The organism is Enterococcus sp. DIV0358 (assembly GCF_051713465.1).
GTDB lineage: Bacteria > Bacillota > Bacilli > Lactobacillales > Enterococcaceae > Enterococcus > Enterococcus faecalis.
Genome location: NZ_JBIOPX010000001.1, coordinates 909,773 through 928,833, shown reverse-complemented (window position 1 = coordinate 928,833; position 19,061 = coordinate 909,773). Strand labels below are relative to the sequence as shown.

Annotated in this window: 14 protein-coding genes; 3 read left to right on the top strand and 11 right to left on the bottom strand. The window is 37.7% G+C overall.

All coding sequences use genetic code 11. The features are described from left to right. Positions 1-37: 37 nt before the first annotated feature. Positions 38-3,367, bottom strand: a complete 3,330-nt coding sequence (gene dnaE / locus IGK70_RS04605) for a DNA polymerase III subunit alpha (protein ID WP_104855469.1) — start codon at positions 3,365-3,367, stop codon at positions 38-40. A gap of 117 nt (positions 3,368-3,484) precedes the next feature. Between dnaE and IGK70_RS04600 the strand changes: the two genes are divergently transcribed. Next, positions 3,485-3,670, top strand: a complete 186-nt coding sequence (locus tag IGK70_RS04600) for a YjzD family protein (RefSeq protein WP_002355945.1) — start codon at positions 3,485-3,487, stop codon at positions 3,668-3,670. 54 nt (positions 3,671-3,724) lie between these two features. On the opposite strand, the gene IGK70_RS04595 is transcribed toward IGK70_RS04600, so the two are convergent. The 3 genes from IGK70_RS04595 to IGK70_RS04585 all read right to left on the bottom strand — a co-directional run bounded on the left by IGK70_RS04595 (position 3,725) and on the right by IGK70_RS04585 (position 7,264). Further along, a complete protein-coding gene (locus IGK70_RS04595) occupies positions 3,725-4,921 on the bottom strand; it encodes a multidrug efflux MFS transporter (RefSeq protein ID WP_002381323.1) in 1,197 nt (398 codons plus the stop codon). Positions 4,922-5,130: 209 nt separating this feature from the next. Next, on the bottom strand, positions 5,131-6,537 hold the full coding sequence (locus tag IGK70_RS04590; protein WP_104874128.1) for an NCS2 family permease: 1,407 nt from the start codon (positions 6,535-6,537) through the stop codon (positions 5,131-5,133). Between the two features lie 151 nt (positions 6,538-6,688). Beyond that, a complete protein-coding gene (locus IGK70_RS04585) occupies positions 6,689-7,264 on the bottom strand; it encodes a DUF1361 domain-containing protein (protein ID WP_002383440.1) in 576 nt (191 codons plus the stop codon). 205 nt (positions 7,265-7,469) lie between these two features. Between IGK70_RS04585 and IGK70_RS04580 the strand changes: the two genes are divergently transcribed. Beyond that, on the top strand, positions 7,470-8,273 hold the full coding sequence (locus IGK70_RS04580) for a Cof-type HAD-IIB family hydrolase (RefSeq protein ID WP_002383439.1): 804 nt from the start codon (positions 7,470-7,472) through the stop codon (positions 8,271-8,273). 116 nt (positions 8,274-8,389) lie between these two features. On the opposite strand, the gene IGK70_RS04575 is transcribed toward IGK70_RS04580, so the two are convergent. The 7 genes from IGK70_RS04575 to IGK70_RS04545 all read right to left on the bottom strand — a co-directional run bounded on the left by IGK70_RS04575 (position 8,390) and on the right by IGK70_RS04545 (position 16,619). After that, positions 8,390-9,475, bottom strand: coding sequence for a hypothetical protein (locus IGK70_RS04575; RefSeq protein WP_002419118.1), 1,086 nt, complete (start codon positions 9,473-9,475; stop codon positions 8,390-8,392). 142 nt (positions 9,476-9,617) lie between these two features. Continuing rightward, on the bottom strand, positions 9,618-11,228 hold the full coding sequence (aspD, locus tag IGK70_RS04570; RefSeq protein WP_104855471.1) for an aspartate 4-decarboxylase: 1,611 nt from the start codon (positions 11,226-11,228) through the stop codon (positions 9,618-9,620). 159 nt (positions 11,229-11,387) lie between these two features. Beyond that, positions 11,388-11,801, bottom strand: coding sequence for a nucleoside-diphosphate kinase (gene ndk, locus IGK70_RS04565; RefSeq protein WP_002419116.1), 414 nt, complete (start codon positions 11,799-11,801; stop codon positions 11,388-11,390). 109 nt (positions 11,802-11,910) lie between these two features. Further along, a complete protein-coding gene (locus tag IGK70_RS04560) occupies positions 11,911-12,564 on the bottom strand; it encodes a DUF4767 domain-containing protein (protein WP_002383434.1) in 654 nt (217 codons plus the stop codon). Positions 12,565-12,606: 42 nt separating this feature from the next. After that, positions 12,607-13,551, bottom strand: a complete 945-nt coding sequence (locus tag IGK70_RS04555) for an aminoglycoside phosphotransferase family protein (protein ID WP_162783057.1) — start codon at positions 13,549-13,551, stop codon at positions 12,607-12,609. Between the two features lie 151 nt (positions 13,552-13,702). Next, a complete protein-coding gene (gene tnpA / locus IGK70_RS04550) occupies positions 13,703-14,158 on the bottom strand; it encodes an IS200/IS605 family transposase (RefSeq protein ID WP_000063801.1) in 456 nt (151 codons plus the stop codon). A gap of 202 nt (positions 14,159-14,360) precedes the next feature. Continuing rightward, positions 14,361-16,619: an amidase family protein gene (locus IGK70_RS04545; RefSeq protein ID WP_162783056.1), complete on the bottom strand. Its 2,259-nt coding sequence runs from the start codon at positions 16,617-16,619 to the stop codon at positions 14,361-14,363. 161 nt (positions 16,620-16,780) lie between these two features. Here IGK70_RS04545 and IGK70_RS04540 point away from each other — a divergent pair, with 161 nt between their 5' ends. Continuing rightward, positions 16,781-19,018: an ATP-binding cassette domain-containing protein gene (locus tag IGK70_RS04540; RefSeq protein ID WP_104855473.1), complete on the top strand. Its 2,238-nt coding sequence runs from the start codon at positions 16,781-16,783 to the stop codon at positions 19,016-19,018. Positions 19,019-19,061: the final 43 nt, after the last annotated feature.

Genomic DNA, 19,061 nt, shown 5'->3' with positions numbered 1-19,061 from the left:
AAAAAAGTTGAAAACAACTAGTATTTTTTACCGTAAATCATTTGAAAATGACGTTTTGCTCGCCTAAAACGTAAGCTAATTGTTGCTGACTAGCGCTTGTATGAGCGACCCAATTTTCTTCATTTAATACTATTTTCTTTCCTGTTTTTTCAAAATAGACAATCACTGGAATGTGTCCAGCATGACGACTAAGTACCTCTTTCATTTTCTGAAAAACGTCCGTTTGTTCGACATCTTTTGTAATTCTGATAAAACACGTTTCGTCACTAATTGATGTTTCTACTTGTTGCGCTTTTTCTATTCGTTGAACCAATATTTGCAATTCTTGATTGTACGTACTGCGTTCCACTTTTCCTTCCACATAATAAACTTGCCCTTTCTCGACACTCTGTCTTAACTGGCGAAAAACGGTTGGGAACAACGTTAGTGAAATACTTCCTGTTGTATCATCCCCATCAACAAAGGCCATTTGTTCTCCCTTTTTGGTCCGAATCGTCCGAATGTTTTTGACATAAATCAATAATTTCGTGGGCTGATTTTCAACAAGTTCATGAACAAGTTGCGTTTGCTTGGCTAAGCGTGTTTTTTTGAACTCTTCTGTCGGATGTCCTGATAAATAGACTCCTAAATATTGTTCTTCTTGTTCTAGTCGCTCTTCTAGCGGATAATCGGCAATTTCTTCTTCCTTTGGCTTCAACGTTTCTAACAAATCCATACTACCACCGCTGAGAAGAATACTTTGGATATTACTCTCTAAACCTACCGCTAATTGACGGCGATTAGGCGCAATTTCGTCAAATGCACCGATGGCAATCAATGGTTCGATATTTTCAACTTTCAACCACTTACGGTCAATTCGCAAAAGAAACTCATCGAACGTTTTGTACGGTCCATTTTCTCGGCGTTCATTTAAAATATTTTGAATGAAGTCTCGGCGGATTCCTTTTAAAGAACTAAAACCAAATAAAATTTGCTGTTGCTGATTTAGGTAAAAGCTGTAGTGACTTTGGTTAATTGACGGCTGCAAAATCGTCTGCTTGTTTTTTCTAGCTTCGCCAATATATTCTTTAATTTTTGTTGGATTATGACGAACAGAATGCAACAATGCGACATAAAAAGCACTCGGATAATGAACCTTCAAGTAAGCCATTTGAAAACCAATAAAGGAATAGGCAAATGCATGCGAGCGGTTAAAGCCATAATTAGCAAAGCGCTCAATATAATCGTACACTTGGTTAGCTGTTTCTTGGGGATAGCCTTGTTGTAACGCACCATTAACAAAATGATTCCGTTCTTCATCTAGCACATCTTTTTTCTTTTTACTAATGGCCCGACGTAAAATGTCAGCTTGCCCTAAAGAGAAGCCTGCCATTTTCGCAGCAACTTGCATAATCTGCTCTTGGTAAACAATAATTCCGTACGTATTTTCTAAAATGGGGGCGAGACTAGGCTCTGGATAATTAATTTGTTCCAAGCCTTTTTTCCGGCGGATGAAAACATCAATATTTTGCATCGGACCAGGACGATACAGGGCATTGACAGCAGCAATATCTTCAATGCTAGTTGGCCCTAATTTTCTTAATACATTCCGAATCCCAGCAGATTCAAACTGGAAAACGCCACTTGTTTCCCCTTTTCTAAATAAAGCCAGCGTTGTTTCGTCATCTAATGGAATCTGATTCAAACGAATGGTTTGATTATAGACGCGTTTAACAGCTGTGAGGGTATCATCAATGATGGATAAATTTCTTAAGCCCAAGAAATCCATTTTCAGAAGACCAATTTTTTCAACATCATTCATAGTAAATTGGGTCAATAAAATTTCATTCGATCCTGGTTGTAACGGAACCAAATTCAAAAGATTTTCATCACTAATTACCACACCTGCTGCGTGCGTAGAAACATGACGAGGCAATCCTTCTAGCTGAACAGCTGTTTTATAGAGCAATTGATTATTTGGTGAAAAATTGACCAATTCTTGCATCCGTTTCGACTCTTGGTACGCTTCTTCTAACGTAATTTTCAGCTTGTTGGGGACAGCTGCCGACCAACGATTCGCTTCACTCTGGGACAACCCGAAAACACGTGCAACGTCCCGTAAAACCATTTTTGCAGCCATCGTACCAAACGTGGCAATTTGCGCCATGTGATAATGACCATATTTTTGACTGACATAAGCTAAAACTTCCTCCCGCCGATTATCAGGAATATCTAAATCAATATCGGGCATCGTGTAGCGTTCCGGATTCAAAAAACGTTCAAAGAGCAAATCATATTTGATTGGATCTACATCTGTAATTGATAGCACATAGGACACTAAAGAGCCTGCAGCTGAACCTCGGCCAGCGCCTGTAACAATTTGATTGTTATGACAGAAGTCCATCACATCCCAAACGATTAAAAAGTAATCATCAAAGCCCATATTGTGAATGATGGTTAACTCTTTTTCTAATCGTTTTTGGTAAACTTCATTTAGATGAGGCACTCTTTCTGGTAATTTTTCTAAACACAATGTGCGTAAATAAGAACCAGCCGTTTGATTATCAGGCACAGGAAAATGCGGTAATAATTTTTGATGTAAAGGAATGTCAACTCGGCAATTTTCAGCTAGCTGAATCGTATTCTGGACCACTTCTGCACCAGCTATTTGAAGCATTTGTTCCATCGTCGTCTCTGCTTCACGCAAGTAATTCAGACCTTCTATTTCCGGTGTTTGGCTTGTAATATTCAATTGATTATTTTCTTTGATGCTCTCAAGAACAGTTACGGCAAAGCCTTCTTCCCTTGTTAAATGACGTACCTCTTGCAAAGCCACGCCAGGTAATTGTTCTCTTTGGTAAAAAGAAAAGAGCGCTGGATTGCGTTGTTGATTCATTGAAAAAGAATGTTCAACAAATAACGACTGGGGATCAAAATATGAAGCAAGTTGTTGGAAAGCGTGAACCGCTTGTTGTTCATCTTCAAAAAATGTTTGGGCGACTTCTCCTTTAGCTGACAAAGTCACGGCAAATAAATCACTTAATAAGGATTGATGTTCCGCTAAGTAAAAGGGACCCTCTGTTGTCATTTTGCTGCTAGATAGTTGCATTAATTGCTGATAACCTTTTAAATTTTTAGCAAATAAAAGCAACTCGGAATGCCCTTCTTTTTCTGCTGGGGTATATTCTAATCTTAAACCGATAATTGGTTGAATTCCCGCTTCTTGGCATGCTTCATAAAATTCAACCGCCCCATGCAAGACATTGATATCGGTAATCGCTAATGTTTGATAACCTAACGCTTTCGCTTGTTTTACATAGGAACGAATCCTAACCGTACTAGATAAAAGCGAATAGGAAGTAACGGTATGTAATTGTGGAAATGACATTGGACAGCTCCTTTTTGAATCCTTGCTATTTTTTGCCTCTTCTCTTATTTTCCTATCGCGGATTCTTTACTTTTAAAGAAAATATGCTAAACTAAGAGCTAGAAAAGAGGTGCTCATATGCGTTATCTTGTTGTATTTTTCTGGACCTTCGCATTAGGCCAAGTCGTTGGATATATCGGCGGTGCATTATCTGGTGGTTCATACGACTTTAAAATGACAACGATTCTATCGTTGGCAACAGCCGTTATTATTTTATTAATTGCACACTTTGCAGTACCGAAAGAAACCAAACCTGTTAAATAAGAAAAAACCAGTTACTAAAGTTATTGTAACTGGTTTTTTTATCTTTTCAACTGTTTAAAGCTTTTTATTTAAAACTTTTCGGAAATTAAAGAAGGACAACCCAATGTTTCCTAAAACGAAACAAGCGGTTACCAGAAAAACAGAAGAATAGCCAAAACCATGGGCAACTGTCGACCCTACCATCGGTCCTAAAACTTGACCGAAATTACTACACATCTGATTGTAACTATAAACTCTACTTACGCCCTCTGTTGGCGTTATTTTACTAATTAACGTATTAATTGATGGCATTAAAGCACCTGTTGAAAAACCTAAAAGGAATCGTAAAACACCTAACTGAAAAGGTGTTTGCACAAACGCCATGGGAATGTAACAAATAAAAGAAAGAATTAATCCGCCTAATAAAACTTTTTGGTTCCCAATGCGGTCCCCAATTTTTCCCAAAGTTGGAGAAGAAATAATTGCTGAAACGCCGGCAATCGAAACAATCAAACCACTAACAAATAATACATTCTCTGTATCGCCACTTAAAGATCGAATATATAGCGTTAAGATTGGGCTGATACTTGTAATTCCTAATTGTAAAATTAACGTAGTCACAAACAAACCAATCAATACTGAAACATGATCCATCTTACTAAAAATTTCTTTAGTCGTTAATAAATCCTTTTTCTCAACTGGTTGAAAATCTTCTTTAACTAAAAAGATAGTCAACAACGTTGTAATGAATAAAATAACGCCGGTAATAATAAAGACATTTTCCATTCCAAACCACTGTGCCAACGCACCGCCAATCGATGGCGCAATTAACGTCCCAGCAATTGCACCTGTTGATAATGTTCCTAGAGCCCAGCCATTTTTCTCTTTTGGCGCCTGCGACGCAATCATCGCTGTTGCGTTAGGAATATAGCCGGATAAAATCCCGTTCATAAAACGCATAATCAGCAGCCAGTATACATTAGGGACAAACGCTAACGCCCCCATTGTGATCGTCATTCCTGCTGCAGCCCGAATCATCATAATTTTCCGACCTTTTCGATCAGCTAAATTTCCCCAAATCGGCGCAACAATCGCAGCAGCAAATGCCGTGACAGAAATTGCCAATCCAGAAAACAACTCTACTTGACTCTTAGGCGTCCCTAATTGTTCAACATATACTGGAATAAACGGCATAACTAAGCTAATACTCGCCCCTGTAAAAAAGCAACCAATCCATGCGACTAATAAATTCTGCTTCCATTTTATTTTCATACTTTTATCCACCTTATCACCTCTTCACCTACCACTATACTCTAAAAGAGTGAATCTCTCAAAAGAAAATTCTTTTAAAAAAAAGTCTGGCAGACCGGTCAAAACGACCAATCTGCCAGACTTCTTAACACTTGGGCTTAAGATAAATAGCTGAATAAATGCAACACCTTCGAAGCTAACCGCTGTTATCTCAGCCTCACTTCTGTTTACTATAAAATAGCTAAGATTACAAAGTTTAAGATAAACAACGCATCAATGACCCAAATAATTGGTGAAACTTCTTTGGCTTTCCCTTTGACTACTTTCACCACTGCATAAAAGATGAACCCAGCAGCAATCCCATAAGAGATGCTATAACATAATCCCATGAAAATTGAAGCAAAAAATGCTGGAATCGCATCTTCTAAATCCGTCCAATTGATGTCTTTGAAAGAAGCTAACATCATAATTCCCACTAAAATTAACGCTGGAGCCGTAGCTTGTGACGGCACAATAGCAATAAGTGGTGAAAAAAGACTACTTAGGGCAAATAGAATTGCTACCACTACCGATGTTAAACCTGTTCGACCACCCGCACCGATTCCTGCTGCACTTTCTACATAAGTTGTCGTATTCGATGTACCAAAAATCGCACCGATAGATGTTGCAATAGCATCTGCAAATAGAGCTTTGTCCATTTTAGTGCTGAAGCCCTTACTATCTTCTAAAGCTAATTCATCTTCTTGAGAGAAAATTCCTGTTCGACGTCCCGTACCGATAAATGTTCCAATTGTATCAAACGTATCTGATAAACTGAAGGCAATAATGGTCATTAAAACTTGAGGAATTTTTGAAGAATCGCTAAACAATGACTGTAAGCCCTCAGCACCAAAAGCAGCGCCAAAAGTTGTACCTAATTCTTTAAATGAATTGCCCAACGAATTAGCATGCCAATCAACCGAAGCAGTGTCTACCACCCCCATTGGAATTGCGACTAACGTAGTAACTACAATGCCAATTAAAATAGCCCCACGAACATTCGTGACAACTAAAATCGTTGTTAAAACTAACCCAATTACCGCCAAAATAATAGCTGGATTATCAAAATTTCCTAAAGCGGGCACGATACTCGAACCATTCACAACACCATTTTGAGGTTCTGCTTGTACTGTGAAACTTAGTAAGCCAGCATTTTTCAACCCTACATAAGCGACAAAAATTCCAATCCCACCACCAATAGCATGTTGTAAACTCTCTGGAATTGCTTTAATAATCATTTTGCGAATTTTTGTCACTGTAATCAAAATGTTAATCAAACCACAAATAAAAACCATTGCTAATGCTTGTTGCCATGTATATCCCATCCCAAAAACGACCGTAAACGTGAAGAAAGCATTGAGTCCCATCCCCGGTGCTTGAGCGTAAGGTACATTAGCAAACAGCCCCATAATTAATGTACCGATGATTGAAGCAATAATGGTCGCTAAAAAAACAGCCTGAAAAGGCATCCCTGTTTCTGAAAGAATGGACGGATTAACAAATAAAATATAACTCATTGCAAAAAAGGTCGTAACCCCCGCCATTATTTCAGTCGACACCGTTGTCTTGTTTTCCTTTAATTTGAAAAACGTATTCATAATTGCACTTCTCTCCCTTAAAATCCATGTTTTCGAATAATTACTCTTTGATTATAAGAGAATCGCTATCTTTTTACAACAAAATATTAATTATTATATATATATTTCTATATAACGTTCGTGTTTTACAGATATAAAAAAAGAAAAAGCTTTACATTGCTTCTTCTTTTCCTAATAATTGGATTAACCCAAACAACAGCATCTGTAGAAACATCATTAATAAAATAAACATTAATTTTTGAAGGGACCAGTCAAAAAAGATAATTTTCACTGTTTCAATCGGATTCATAAAAAGATAGACACTGTGTAATCGATCAAAACGTCCAACATAAATCGCCAAAGCAGACAAGAAATGAAGGCTGGCTTGAAAGCCTATAATTGTTCTATAGCCACAATAACTTTGCAATTTCTGGCTAACAGTTGTTACTGTTTTCATCCCTAAAAGTCCATATATAACAATTCCGCTAGTTAAGCAAACAAACGCCCACCAATCACCAATTTGGTTTGCAAAAATCGTATTAAAGCCTCGATAAATAGATAACGTTTCTAAATGAAAAAAATCCGTAAATAGGTACGGTGCATTAGGATAAAAAATTAACCAAGCAAAACCTATCAACCAATCCCTTTTACGTTTTTCTGCGTTTAAAAGATAACTAAGTTCAATTGGAATATAGGCTAACAACACGTTCAACGCCATAAAATGAAAATGCGTAGCAAATAACCACATATAGATACAATAGATTAAGGTGATCACTCGTAAATAATTTCTAGAATTTTTCAAGATGCTCTGCGCTCCTTTTTCAAACGGTTTATTTTAGTGTAGCATACTTCTTAAGCTTTTTTTTAAACCTTATAAATGAACATACTTCTCCCCTTGATAATCTTCGGTTTTATGCTAGACTGAGTAAAAGGCATTTAGGAGGAATTTTTACTTGAAAAAATTAATTGCTATTGATTTAGACGGCACAACATTAAATGCACAGTCTTTAATCAGTCCAAAAACCGAACAAACACTAAAAAAAGCGATTGACAACGGTCATTACGTCAGTATTGCCACTGGACGTCCCTATAGAATGAGTCATCAATTTTACCAACAACTTGGCCTAACGACCCCTATGGTTAACTTTAACGGCGCTTTAGTTCACATTCCAGAGAAAAAATGGGACTTGGAAAGCGAAGCCAATATTGAGCGTGACCTAGTCTTTGACATTTTGGCACAGAAAAAAGAATTACAATTAGATTTTGTTGCTGCTGAAAACAAAGAAACATTTTATATCGATACGTTAGATGGGTTCGATCCGAAATTTTTTGCTTCCAAAGCAACCTTAGATAATTTACTTAATGCTAAAAATTTACGAACCAATCCTACCTCAATGATGGTTCGGACCACGCCAAACCAAGCTGAAAAAGTTGCTGATACATTGACAAAACAATATGGTGATTATATTGATGTCCGCACTTGGGGCGGTCCAATGCCTATTTTAGAAATGGTCGCAAAAGGAATTCAAAAGGCCCATGGCGTTGATCAAGTGGCGAACTTTTTATCTGTCAAACCAGCTGATATCATTGCTTTTGGCGATGAACATAATGACGAAGAAATGTTAAGTTATGCTGGTTGGGGTGTTGCTATGAACAATGCCACGGATAAAATTAAATCCGTAGCCAACGATGTCACTGAAAAAACAAATGATCAAGATGGTTTAGCAGATTACTTAGAAAATTATCTAGATCTATAAAAGGCTAAAATAAAAGTATTTCTTTAAAAAGAACTCACTTTGGTTTAGCTGATAATCTTAAGAAAAACAAAAGTAGGGCATAAGTCGAAACGACTTATGCCCTACTTTCGTTTTTCTTATTCCTTCAATGAATTTTGAAACGTGCTGATTTTTTCAGCCAATCTTTGATAAGTCGTAAAAGACGGATGCTGTAGCTCTTGTTCTTCGTTAACGGATAAAGTTTGTTGTGTCGTAATGGCCTTTGTTAGTGCATCTACAAAATGAATAAAAGAATTGTTGGTTTGTTTATTATATCCTGGTGAATAATATTTCGATTGACGATAAAAAGGCCGCAGGGCTGTTTCTGTGATTTTTTCCTGTTCATCTGAAAAGTATTCATCATAGCTGACATGTTTTATTTTCTGCTCTTCTGTTATCACTTGAAGTCGACCGATTAGGCCATTACCTAAATCTTCTGCGTAACCGATATACGTTTCTTTCGATGGCTCTTTTAGCCAAGTGTCCATCTCTGCTGCTAAAGGCATTAAACCTTCACGCGCAGAAGTTGATGAACCGCGTACCGTATAAAAATTACCTGTGACACGATTTTCGTCACGCATTTGTTTTTCTACATAAGTAATACCATTAACAACGGTGACTAACGTATCGTCTGTACGCGTGTTGCTTGCTTGAAATTCAGGATAATCCGACAGGCGTTTGTTGACACCCGAATAGCGTGTATCGTAATAAGGATCACTAGCAAACTCTGTAAACTCAACATTCAGAATCCGTTGCGTTTCAGGTTCCGTAATAATCTCTACAATGCCGTAATTTCCGCCAGTAAATACACCTTCATTTTTATAATAGTTACCCGTCATTAATCCCAAAGGCGGTTGATTGGACCAAAACATTTTTTCCTTTTTTTCTTCTGGTGTATATTTTGCTGGTGGGGTTGTCCCAAATGTCGTTTGTGTGGCCCCTGTAACCACTTCGTACGTGTATTCATGAGAATCAAAAGTCAATTGATTAGCAATCAGTTCGTCATTTTTAGTCGGCGCTTGTTTTTCCACCGCAGAAGTCGTTTGATTGGTGACGGTAACTTGCTTCACTTGCTTTGTCTCTTGCGGTCCACTTGTTGTTTGTTTCGTTGACTCTTGATCTGGCGCACAACCAACCAAAATAAATAATCCGATAAAAACCAACATTCCTTTAATATGTTTCATTCACTTTTCTCCTTTTTATAAACGCTTAATTTCCTCTTATCTCCAGTGTAGCAAACATTTATAAACCAAAGCTGACGGAAAAATGAATAAATAATAAACAAAAACGCTAAGTCTCCTGCAGCTTAAGAGACTTAGCGTTTTTTTATTTAATTGCTTGGCGCTTTTGGCGCAACCACTCTTCTTTAATGTGTTCAGATAGGCGAATCATTCGTTTACCAACTTCACTATATTGGTTAGTAGCTAAATTGGCTAAAGAAATTCGAACTGACCATTTGTCACTCCCGAAAGCATCCGCTTTTAAAAGCATTAATTTTTCTTTTTCTGCTAAAGAGGTTAATACTTTTGTGATCGTCCACGATTTCGTTAAATAACTTGAAAATTCTGGGCCATAACGTTTTTCTGTCCAGTCTCTAAAGTTAATTTCACAATAGTATGCTGTATTTAAACTTGCTAAAGGCTCTTCAATGCCTAAGGTGCGAAACAAGAGCTTTTCACGCGTATGACAAATATCCATCACTTCGTCTTTATATGCTTGACCGTCTTTTAACAAAGCATACAAACTAAATAAAGCCATCATCGCTTGCTGAATAGAAGAAAGTCCCGCTGCATGGTTCAACGCAATATCGCGGCTGTCTGCGACCAAGCGGCTGATAAAGTTAATTTGGCTTGTGTCTGCATTCAATGTAGCATAACGTGCCTGTAATTCTATTTTTCGAGCCACTGGCAATTCTTTTAATAATTGATCAAAGATGTTCTCTTGGCTGACCGCAATGGTCCCCACACGCCAACCGGTAGCGCCAAAGTATTTAGAATAAGAATAGATACAAGCTGTATTGTAAGGTAACTCCGTAAATAATGAACGGAAAGCTGGCACAAAGGTTCCGTAAACGTCATCTGTTAAAATCATTAACTTAGGGTTATCCGCTGCAACGATTTGTTTGATTTGTTCAATGGTAGGTTTTCCCATAGCATTAGCAGTTGGATTGCTGGGATTTACGACAAAAACCGCTTTGATGGACGGGTCTTTTAGTTTATCAATTTCCTTGTTTGAGTATTGATACGTCGTTTTTCCATCAATAATCATTTGCTCTGCTTTGATTTTAACTACGTCAAAATCATAACGTGGTAGTTCTGGAATTTCTAGATAAGGAGCAAACGTTGGTAATAACAACGCAATACGATCACCTTTTTCTAGTAAATAATTATTTGCCAACGTATCAAACAAGTAACAAATCCCTGCTGTACCACCTTCAACGGCAAAAATATCAAAGGGTTGTGCTTCACTGGAAAATAATTCTTGATTTAAATATGCTTTAATCGGTTGTTCACACGCCTTCAAGCAACGAACAGGATTCGGATAATTATCCCCAATCACATAGTCTAACATGGCATCTAACCACATTTCCTTATCCATCCCAAAATAGTTATGCTCTGCTGTCCAAATTTCTTGTAAGAAGGTTGCCCCTTTGCTAGGATTTTCTGCTAAAAAGTTTAAGAAGCGTTGCGTTCTACCAAAACTTGGCTGAATCATACCAGCCGTTTGTTCGCTCCCCTCTCTTAAGGTTTCTTTTGTAGCAAATTGACCTAATAAAAAAAAGGCTTCCCTTGGTGTTGGCGCCGTCCAATTAGGATTGCCTCGCCCTGCATTTAGCAATGTTTCTAAATTATGATTTTCTTCATGTAATTTCTTCTCTAAAAATAGACTTAATTCAAACGGACTAAGGTTTTCTGTCAATTCATCACTTGTTATCATTTTATCCTCCTGAAGCACACACAGTCATTTAGTATTTAGTATGTAGTCTATACTACTCTTCTACCTCCAGATGTCAACCATTTAAGCGGAATATTCTGACAATTAATAAAAAAGAAACAATCCTTTATAAAAAATAAAGGATTGCTTCTTTTTTGCTGATTAACCAAAGAACCGTTGCATCTCAATTTTTGCTGATTGGACAGAATCAGAAGCATGGATTAAATTTTTGGTGACAGACAACCCATAATCCGCTCGTAAGGAGCCACTTTCAGCATCTAACGGATTCGTTGCTCCAACTAATTTACGCACTTTTTTAACCACATTGTCCCCTACAACGACCATCACAACCACTGGGCCACTTGTCATATAGGCTAATAATTCAGGGAAAAATAGTTCATCTTTTAAATGCTCATAGTGTTCCTTCACTGTTTCTACTGTTAGTCGTTCGAATTTAAGGTGCAATAAGTCAATACCTTTATCTTCAAAACGTTGAATGATTTTGCCAACTAACTTTCGTTCAACGCCATCTGGCTTAATAATTACTAAACTTGTTTCCTTCATTTTTTCTTCCATCCCTTTCAAAACTTCCTTTTGCCCTTTCCCAAGGGGTAGCTACAGAATAAAATGAAAGCGGATACTTTGTCAATGATAAATTTTCTTTTCCTTTTGATTAAATAAAAAATTAAAGATTATTCACAAGGTTTGTGAATTGTTCTTTCAGTTCTGTATTACTTGTTTCTTTTAAAAACAAATAAGGTTGCTCTTCTACTGGCTGTTCTTTACTCACATAAACTTTGGCTTCACCATTCACTAAAGTAAATAAATAGACATGCTTCTGGGCAACTTGTGTCGCACTGTCAGAGTATACTGCCACCAGACAATAACCCCCTTCGTTGCCAGTTTCTGACCAATTTAACCAAATGGGATTGTTCCCAATAGCTGGTTGTATTTTAGGTTCATAACTCAATAAATCATCAGGCACTTGAATCGTGTAAAAAGCTACAGAGTGACCTGGTTGGTACGCTTGATAGTTCTGATTGCGTTCTTGACCCCAGGTTTCCATGTATTGTCCTAACTGTTTTGCTTTTTGCTGATTCCAAATCGTCCCTTCTTCTGTAACTAATTCAGTTAATTCTTGTGTTTGCGTTGTTTGCTCTAATTCCAACGCCGTGGTTTGACTAACTTCGGTTGCTGAAATTGCTCTTGTTTCTTCAGTATTTACATTGTTTGTTTGTACGGTTCGCACTTTCTGTGATTCCTCTTTCGATTTTTGCCAACCACAGCCAGATAAAACGCTTCCAACAACCGCTATCATAATAATCCCGTTTAGTTTCATTCCTTAAACTCCTGTTTTTATTTTTATTCTATCGAAATAAACCTAAAATCTCAATCCCTTTCTTTGGATAGTTGAAAACCATTTGGGAACTAGTAATTCTCCACAATTATAGTCCTCTAGTAATTGTTGGTATTGCTGTTCCATAGTCCTGATTTCTTTTTCACCAAAGCTCAGTGCCCAAACTAAAGAATAGAGTCCTGCGTGAAAAGTATAAAGCTTTTGAAACTGCCAAAATAAGGTAGGAACTTTCCCAGCAAAATAACCTTGTAATTGACCATAAGCAAACAATGGCGAAACCTTTCTTGAAAAAAATTGTAACTTGTAAAATTCTTCATAAGGATCCCCAAAATCCCATCGATTAAAATCAATCACACCGACCTGCCTAGTTGGCAAGTAAATAAAATTTCCCACATGGAAATCTCCATGCTGATAAACCACAGGCCGTTGTTGCAATAATGGTAATTGTTTTTCTAAATATGAAATTATTGGCTGCTGGTACGGCATACAAAATTGAGATTCCTTATACTTATTTAGTTGGCTCTGCTTTTTTTCGTATAAATTTTGCGCAATCTCTCTTTGACTAATCCTTTCAGGCAACAAAAGCTTATGGATTTTGTTTAAATAGCGGCCCGCCTCTACGCCTAAGTTCAGTTGTCTTTTGGGAGAAAGAGCGGGTAAAACATCGCTTAAGTCTTCACCTTCTAGATACGTTAATAACATGTATCCTTGTTCACTTTCAGGAATAGGTGCACATAAAAAAGGTTTAGAACTGGGAAATCCTAACGCCGCTACTTTTTTGATAAATTGATATTCTTGTTGTTTGGCTAATAACTCTTCTTGTTGAAAAATTCGCAATAAAAAGGTTTCTTGATTTTTGGTAACTTTAAACTTTAAATCAGTTGACCAACCACGGTGAATAGCTTCAACTTTTTGCCATTGCTGAAACGCTGGAATCTTCTCAAACGCCCTCATTACTTTCGCCTCCATTTCCCTATTGGTTTTAGTATACCAAGTAAATATCCACCCGCATAGCGGGTGGCTTTTTAATAGCCCTAGAAGGGCTCGCTACCTGCTGCTCCCTTTAAGGGAGCTTTTTTTAGAGACTGCCAACCGCTACCATTCTATTCTTATCTAGTTGTTACTTCCTAAATGGATCTTTATACTCTCTTTTGTTTATACTATCCCTTATTCGATCTTCTGCTTCTTGTTCTCGTATATACTTAGCTATCGTTTTTTGGTTCAATCCTACAGTGCTCACATAATAGCCTTTTGACCAAAAGGATCGATTTCCATAATTGTATTTTAAATTCGCATGACGTTCATGAATGATTACTGCACTTCTTCCTTTTAAGAAACCCATAAAACCTGATACACTCAACTTCGGCGGAATTCTTACCAACATATGGATATGGTCGGGCATTGCATGCGCTTCAATGATTTCGACTTCTTTCATCTCACACAATTTCCTTAGTATTTTCCCTATATCTCGCCTCAATTGACCATAGATTACTTTTCTTCTATATTTTGGTGTAAACACAAGATGATACTTACAATTCCAACGAGTATGTGCTAAACTTTTATCGTCGTTCGACATTCAAAAACTCCTTTCGATTTGATAACGGTTGGTAGCCTTTATCTATTATATCGAAAGGAGTTTTTATCGCTAAAGCTCTGGCCTCCACGCGCAGTACGCGTGGTTTTTTTGTCGAAATCTCTTTAGAGATTTCGACTGACTAAAGTCATTAAGAAAAAAGGCTGGAGACAATTGGGGATAAATTGTCTCCAGCCTTCACTGGTTATCGTTTTCTAGTTTTCCTTATATAAATCGTTCCACTCGTTACTAAGAAAGCTCCTCCTAAAACAATCCAGAAAGTACTAGGTACTTCTGCACCTGCTTTTGGTAATACTTTTTTGGGAAGCTGTTCTTGTTTCCCAATCATACTTTTATTAGAAAAAGCATGCGTACTTTCTGTTGATTTGGTTCCCTGATTTACTGATGAATTCAGCGAATTATCTAAGGATGACTCACTAGTAGTTTTTCCAGCTTTGTCTGGGTTTTGGTTTTGGTTTTGATCTTTTCCTTCGATTGGTCCTTCACTTGTTTTTGTTTCTTTGTCTTTGTCTGGTTCGCCACTTGCATCTGGTTCTTTGTCTTTCTCTGGTTCGCCACTTGCATTTGGTTCTTTGTCTTTTTCTGGTTCGCCGCTTGCATCTGGTTCTTTGTCTTTGTCTGGTTCGCCACTTGCATCTGGTTCTTTATCCTTATCTGGTTCGCCACTTGCATCTGGTTCTTTGTCTTTTTCTGGTTCTTCTACATGTGGTTGATTTATCTTGTGGTTATTTTCAAATAAAGCACCTAATTGTAGCAATGTTCGGTCTTCATTTAATGCACTATTAAATTGAATCCCCAAAGGCAGTCCTTCTTTTGAAACGTAAGTTGGTACACTTAATGCTGGATGTCCAAATAAATTTGCTTGTTGTGTAAACGGTGTATATGTGAACGCCGTCAGCCATTGGTCATAAATCAATTGTTTTTGTTCTGCTGGTGACAATTGATCAATTCTTTCCATCTGCGCTGCATGTTCTGGCTTTAGTAACGGATTATCAATACTAGGTGCGGTGGCAGCCGTCGTTGGTGTTAATAAGATAGGATACTGTTGATAAAATTCGTCCATCGCTTGTGCTTGTAAAGCAATATCTGTCCAAGCCGCAGTTGTCTCTTCACTCGTTATATTTTTTCCTGTTTGAAAAAGCGCCCATGTTAACAGTTCTACATCATTTCGTTCAAGCGGTCTTTTCAATTTCTGCCGCGCCATAAAATCGGCAATTCCTGCTGAGCCAGCAGCTACAGTATAATAATTTTTCATTAGACGTTCCCCATCAACAGGGTGCTTCACTTCAACCAATGTGTACCCTTGGTCTTTTAAAAAAGCAACAGCTTCAGCGACCGCCTCTTTTGCTTCGGCACTTACAGGCGTTCCGGCAGGGGATTCTGTTGTATAAGCAATGGGTTGCGCTTGACTTAAATGTCCCGCAGGAAGATCTTTTTTGGTTAATAAGGTTTCAAATAATGCATTTGTATCTGCCACGGTTCGACTTAAACCAAAGTGAACAGTTTGACCTTTTACACTATTAGAATTACCAATGATTACTCCTCTAGAAGGTTTCAAGCCTACGGTGCCTGTCCAAGAAGCAGGGATGCGGATAGAGCCACCAGCATCACTTCCAGAAGCAATGGGAACAAATGCCGCGGCGACACTAGCACCCGCTCCGCCTGAAGAACCACCTGAATAATAGTTAGGATTCCATGGATTGACGGAAACGCCATATAACTTTGAATCTGAAATATTCTTCCAACCTAATTCTGGATAATTCGTTTGACCAATGATTATGAATCCGGCATTTTGTAGTGCTTTGACAAAGGTCGATGTCCCACCAGCTACTTGATTTTGGAGAAAACCAAAACCGTTCGTGTTGCTTTCACCTTTCAAGGATTGTCCTAACCCTTTTAGTAAGAGCGGCACACCTAGAAATGGTTGACCTGTATCTTGTAAAGCTTTTGCTTCTGTCAAAGCCGCTTCTTCTCGTAAAGTAATGACCGCATTTAATGTAGGATTTTCACGTTTAGTGATGGCCAACGCAATTTTTACTAATTCTTCGCTCGTCACCTTTTTTTCTCTTACTAAAGTTGCTAACTCCAGTGCAGTTGCTTGTTTATAATCTGCTTCTGAAAAAACACTCTCTGCAGAAACAGCTTTTCCATCTGTATCACTATTTTGTATCTCATTTGTGGTTTCAGTGGTTACTGCAACCACATTTCCGCTACTGCTTTCGGCGATTGCCGAAGAGGATTCTTTTTCCTGCATCACCGTTTGGCTAGTAGTTTCAGATTCCAAGTTAGCTACAGTCTGACTGGTTTCTGTTGTTACTGATTCCGTCTCTGTTTGAACGGTTGTTTCTAGTATACTTTCTTGTGCCAACATTGGTACCCCTACCAGTGTTTGGCTAATTAATAAAATAATCCCTAACTTTTTGAACAAAATCGACTTCTTCATAAGTCACATCCTTTATCTATTAATACAGTTAAAAAATCTGTATTACTTATAGCATAAATGAAAGCGATTAAAAAGTAAAGTTCTCTTGAAAATTCCAATGTTCAACTTTTAGGCTAGGTTCTTTTTATATGCTAAAATAGAATAGAAACGGAGGTTTTTTAATGGAATGGATTGAAATTAAGCACGCAACACAAAATAATTTGAAGAATATCTCTGTCAATATCCCTAAAAAACAACTAACTGTTGTTACTGGACTTTCGGGTTCAGGAAAGTCCTCCTTAGTATTTGACACATTAGCTGCTGAATCACGTCGTGAACTAAATGATACATTTAGTTCGTTTGTTCAAAATTACTTACCCAAATATGGTCGTCCAGAAGTTGAAAAAATCGAGAATCTTCCTGTTGCAATTGTCATTGACCAGAAAAAAGTAGCAGACAATTCTCGTTCGACAGTGGGAACGTATACAGATATTTATACGTTTTTACGTTTGTTGTTTTCACGAGCAGGTTCTCCATTTGTTGGTTATTCAGATACTTTTTCGTTTAATCATCCGGATGGAAAATGTCCAACATGCGATGGCTTAGGAAAGATTACCGAAATCAATCTTCATCAGCTAGTTGATTATGACAAATCATTAAACGAAGGGCCTATCGATTTCCCCACATTTACAGTTGGCAACTGGCGGTGGAAGCGTTATGCCCATAGTGGTCTATTTGATTTGGATAAAAAAATCAAGGACTATTCTCCTGAAGAGTTAGCATTATTTTTATATGCTCCACAACAAAAACTAGCTAATCCACCCAAAGAGTGGCCTCATACAGCTTTGTATGAAGGAATCGTCCCGCGCATGCAACGTAGCATATTGCATACAGACGAAGGTAAACGTCATCAAAAATACCTTAATCACTTTGTTACCGTAAAAAGATGTCCTGATTGTTTAGGAAGTAGAGTCAATGAACGTGTTCGTAGCTGCAAAATTAATCAAAAAAGTATTGCTGATGCTGTTGACATGCCACTCACTGAATTACATTCTTTTATTCGTTCGATGGGCCTTTCCTTAATAAAAAATATTCAAGAAGAGCTACTTGTACGTCTAGAAGCATTAATTAATATCGGTCTCTCCTACCTCACATTAGGACGAGCAACTGAAACACTTTCTGGTGGTGAAGCACAGCGGATTAAAATTGCTAAGTATGTAAACAGCGCCTTAAACGATATTATGTATATTTTAGATGAACCAAGTGCTGGCTTACATCCAAAGGACATCGAACGGATCAGTCGTGCGTTGCTCAATTTAAAAAATAAAGGAAACACCGTGGTTCTGGTGGAACACAATCCACAATTAATTAGAGAAGCTGATTTTATCATCGATATAGGACCTTTCGCAGGCGAAAATGGTGGACATGTCCAGTTTTCAGGAACGTATGACGCATTTTTAGCCTCCAAAACCTTGACTAGTCAAGCGCTTCAAGAGCCGCTCCTTTTAAACGTCCAACCAAGAAAAGCAAGGAAGTCTTTAACAATCGAACATGCGACAATGCATAATTTAAACAATCTATCTGTCGAAGTTCCGTTAGGAGTTTTGACTGTTATTTGTGGGGTCGCTGGTTCAGGTAAATCATCATTAGCGGAAGAAATTTATCAAAAAGCCCAAGCTGATAACCAAGAAATTATTCATCTTTCACAAAAAAGCATTACCGCAAATTTACGATCCACACCAATGACCTATCTCAATATTTTTGATAAGGTCCGCAAACTGTTTGCGGAAGAAAATCATGTTAGTCCAGCTTTATTTAGCTATAATTCCAAAGGCGCCTGTCCTACTTGCAAGGGGAAAGGAATAATTGTCTCCGATATGTCTTTTATGGAGGATGTTACTAGTATTTGCGAAACCTGTCACGGAACGCGTTACAAAGAAGAGGTGCTTCATTATCTGTATAACGGAAAAAATATCGTTGAAGTACTAGCTTTAAGCGTTAAAGATGGCTATGATTTTTTCAAAGACCAGCCTTTTGCTCTTTCATTAAAAAATTTATTGGAAGTTGGCTTAAGCTACCTTAAACTCAATCAATCGCTCTCAACATTATCTGGTGGCGAATTGCAAAGGGTAAAATTAGCAGACACACTTCACCAAAAAAAAGCTATCTATTTAATGGATGAACCTACAGATGGCTTACACTTAATTGATATCCAACAAAGTCTTCAACTTTTCAATCGAATGGTAGAAGAAGGAAACAGCTTGATTTTATTAGAACATCACATTGATGTGATTAAAAGTGCCGACTGGTTGATTGAACTAGGTCCCGAAGGTGGAGAAAAAGGCGGACAGCTTCTTTTTACAGGAACGCCAGCAAATATGCTAAATTCCACTCATTCTATTACTAAAGGCTATCTATAAAATAAAAAGTACAAACGGTGCAAGCAACAAGCACCGTTTGTAC

Coding starts and splice junctions, on each gene's coding strand:
- dnaE (WP_104855469.1), bottom strand. CDS start 3,367: ATGTCATTTCCACAATTACATACCGTTACTTCCTATTCGCTTTTATCT.
- IGK70_RS04600 (WP_002355945.1), top strand. CDS start 3,485: ATGCGTTATCTTGTTGTATTTTTCTGGACCTTCGCATTAGGCCAAGTC.
- IGK70_RS04595 (WP_002381323.1), bottom strand. CDS start 4,921: ATGAAAATAAAATGGAAGCAGAATTTATTAGTCGCATGGATTGGTTGC.
- IGK70_RS04590 (WP_104874128.1), bottom strand. CDS start 6,537: ATGAATACGTTTTTCAAATTAAAGGAAAACAAGACAACGGTGTCGACT.
- IGK70_RS04585 (WP_002383440.1), bottom strand. CDS start 7,264: ATGTGGTTATTTGCTACGCATTTTCATTTTATGGCGTTGAACGTGTTG.
- IGK70_RS04575 (WP_002419118.1), bottom strand. CDS start 9,475: ATGAAACATATTAAAGGAATGTTGGTTTTTATCGGATTATTTATTTTG.
- aspD (WP_104855471.1), bottom strand. CDS start 11,228: ATGATAACAAGTGATGAATTGACAGAAAACCTTAGTCCGTTTGAATTA.
- ndk (WP_002419116.1), bottom strand. CDS start 11,801: ATGGAAGAAAAAATGAAGGAAACAAGTTTAGTAATTATTAAGCCAGAT.
- IGK70_RS04560 (WP_002383434.1), bottom strand. CDS start 12,564: ATGAAACTAAACGGGATTATTATGATAGCGGTTGTTGGAAGCGTTTTA.
- IGK70_RS04555 (WP_162783057.1), bottom strand. CDS start 13,551: ATGGAGGCGAAAGTAATGAGGGCGTTTGAGAAGATTCCAGCGTTTCAG.
- tnpA (WP_000063801.1), bottom strand. CDS start 14,158: ATGTCGAACGACGATAAAAGTTTAGCACATACTCGTTGGAATTGTAAG.
- IGK70_RS04545 (WP_162783056.1), bottom strand. CDS start 16,619: ATGAAGAAGTCGATTTTGTTCAAAAAGTTAGGGATTATTTTATTAATT.
- IGK70_RS04540 (WP_104855473.1), top strand. CDS start 16,781: ATGGAATGGATTGAAATTAAGCACGCAACACAAAATAATTTGAAGAAT.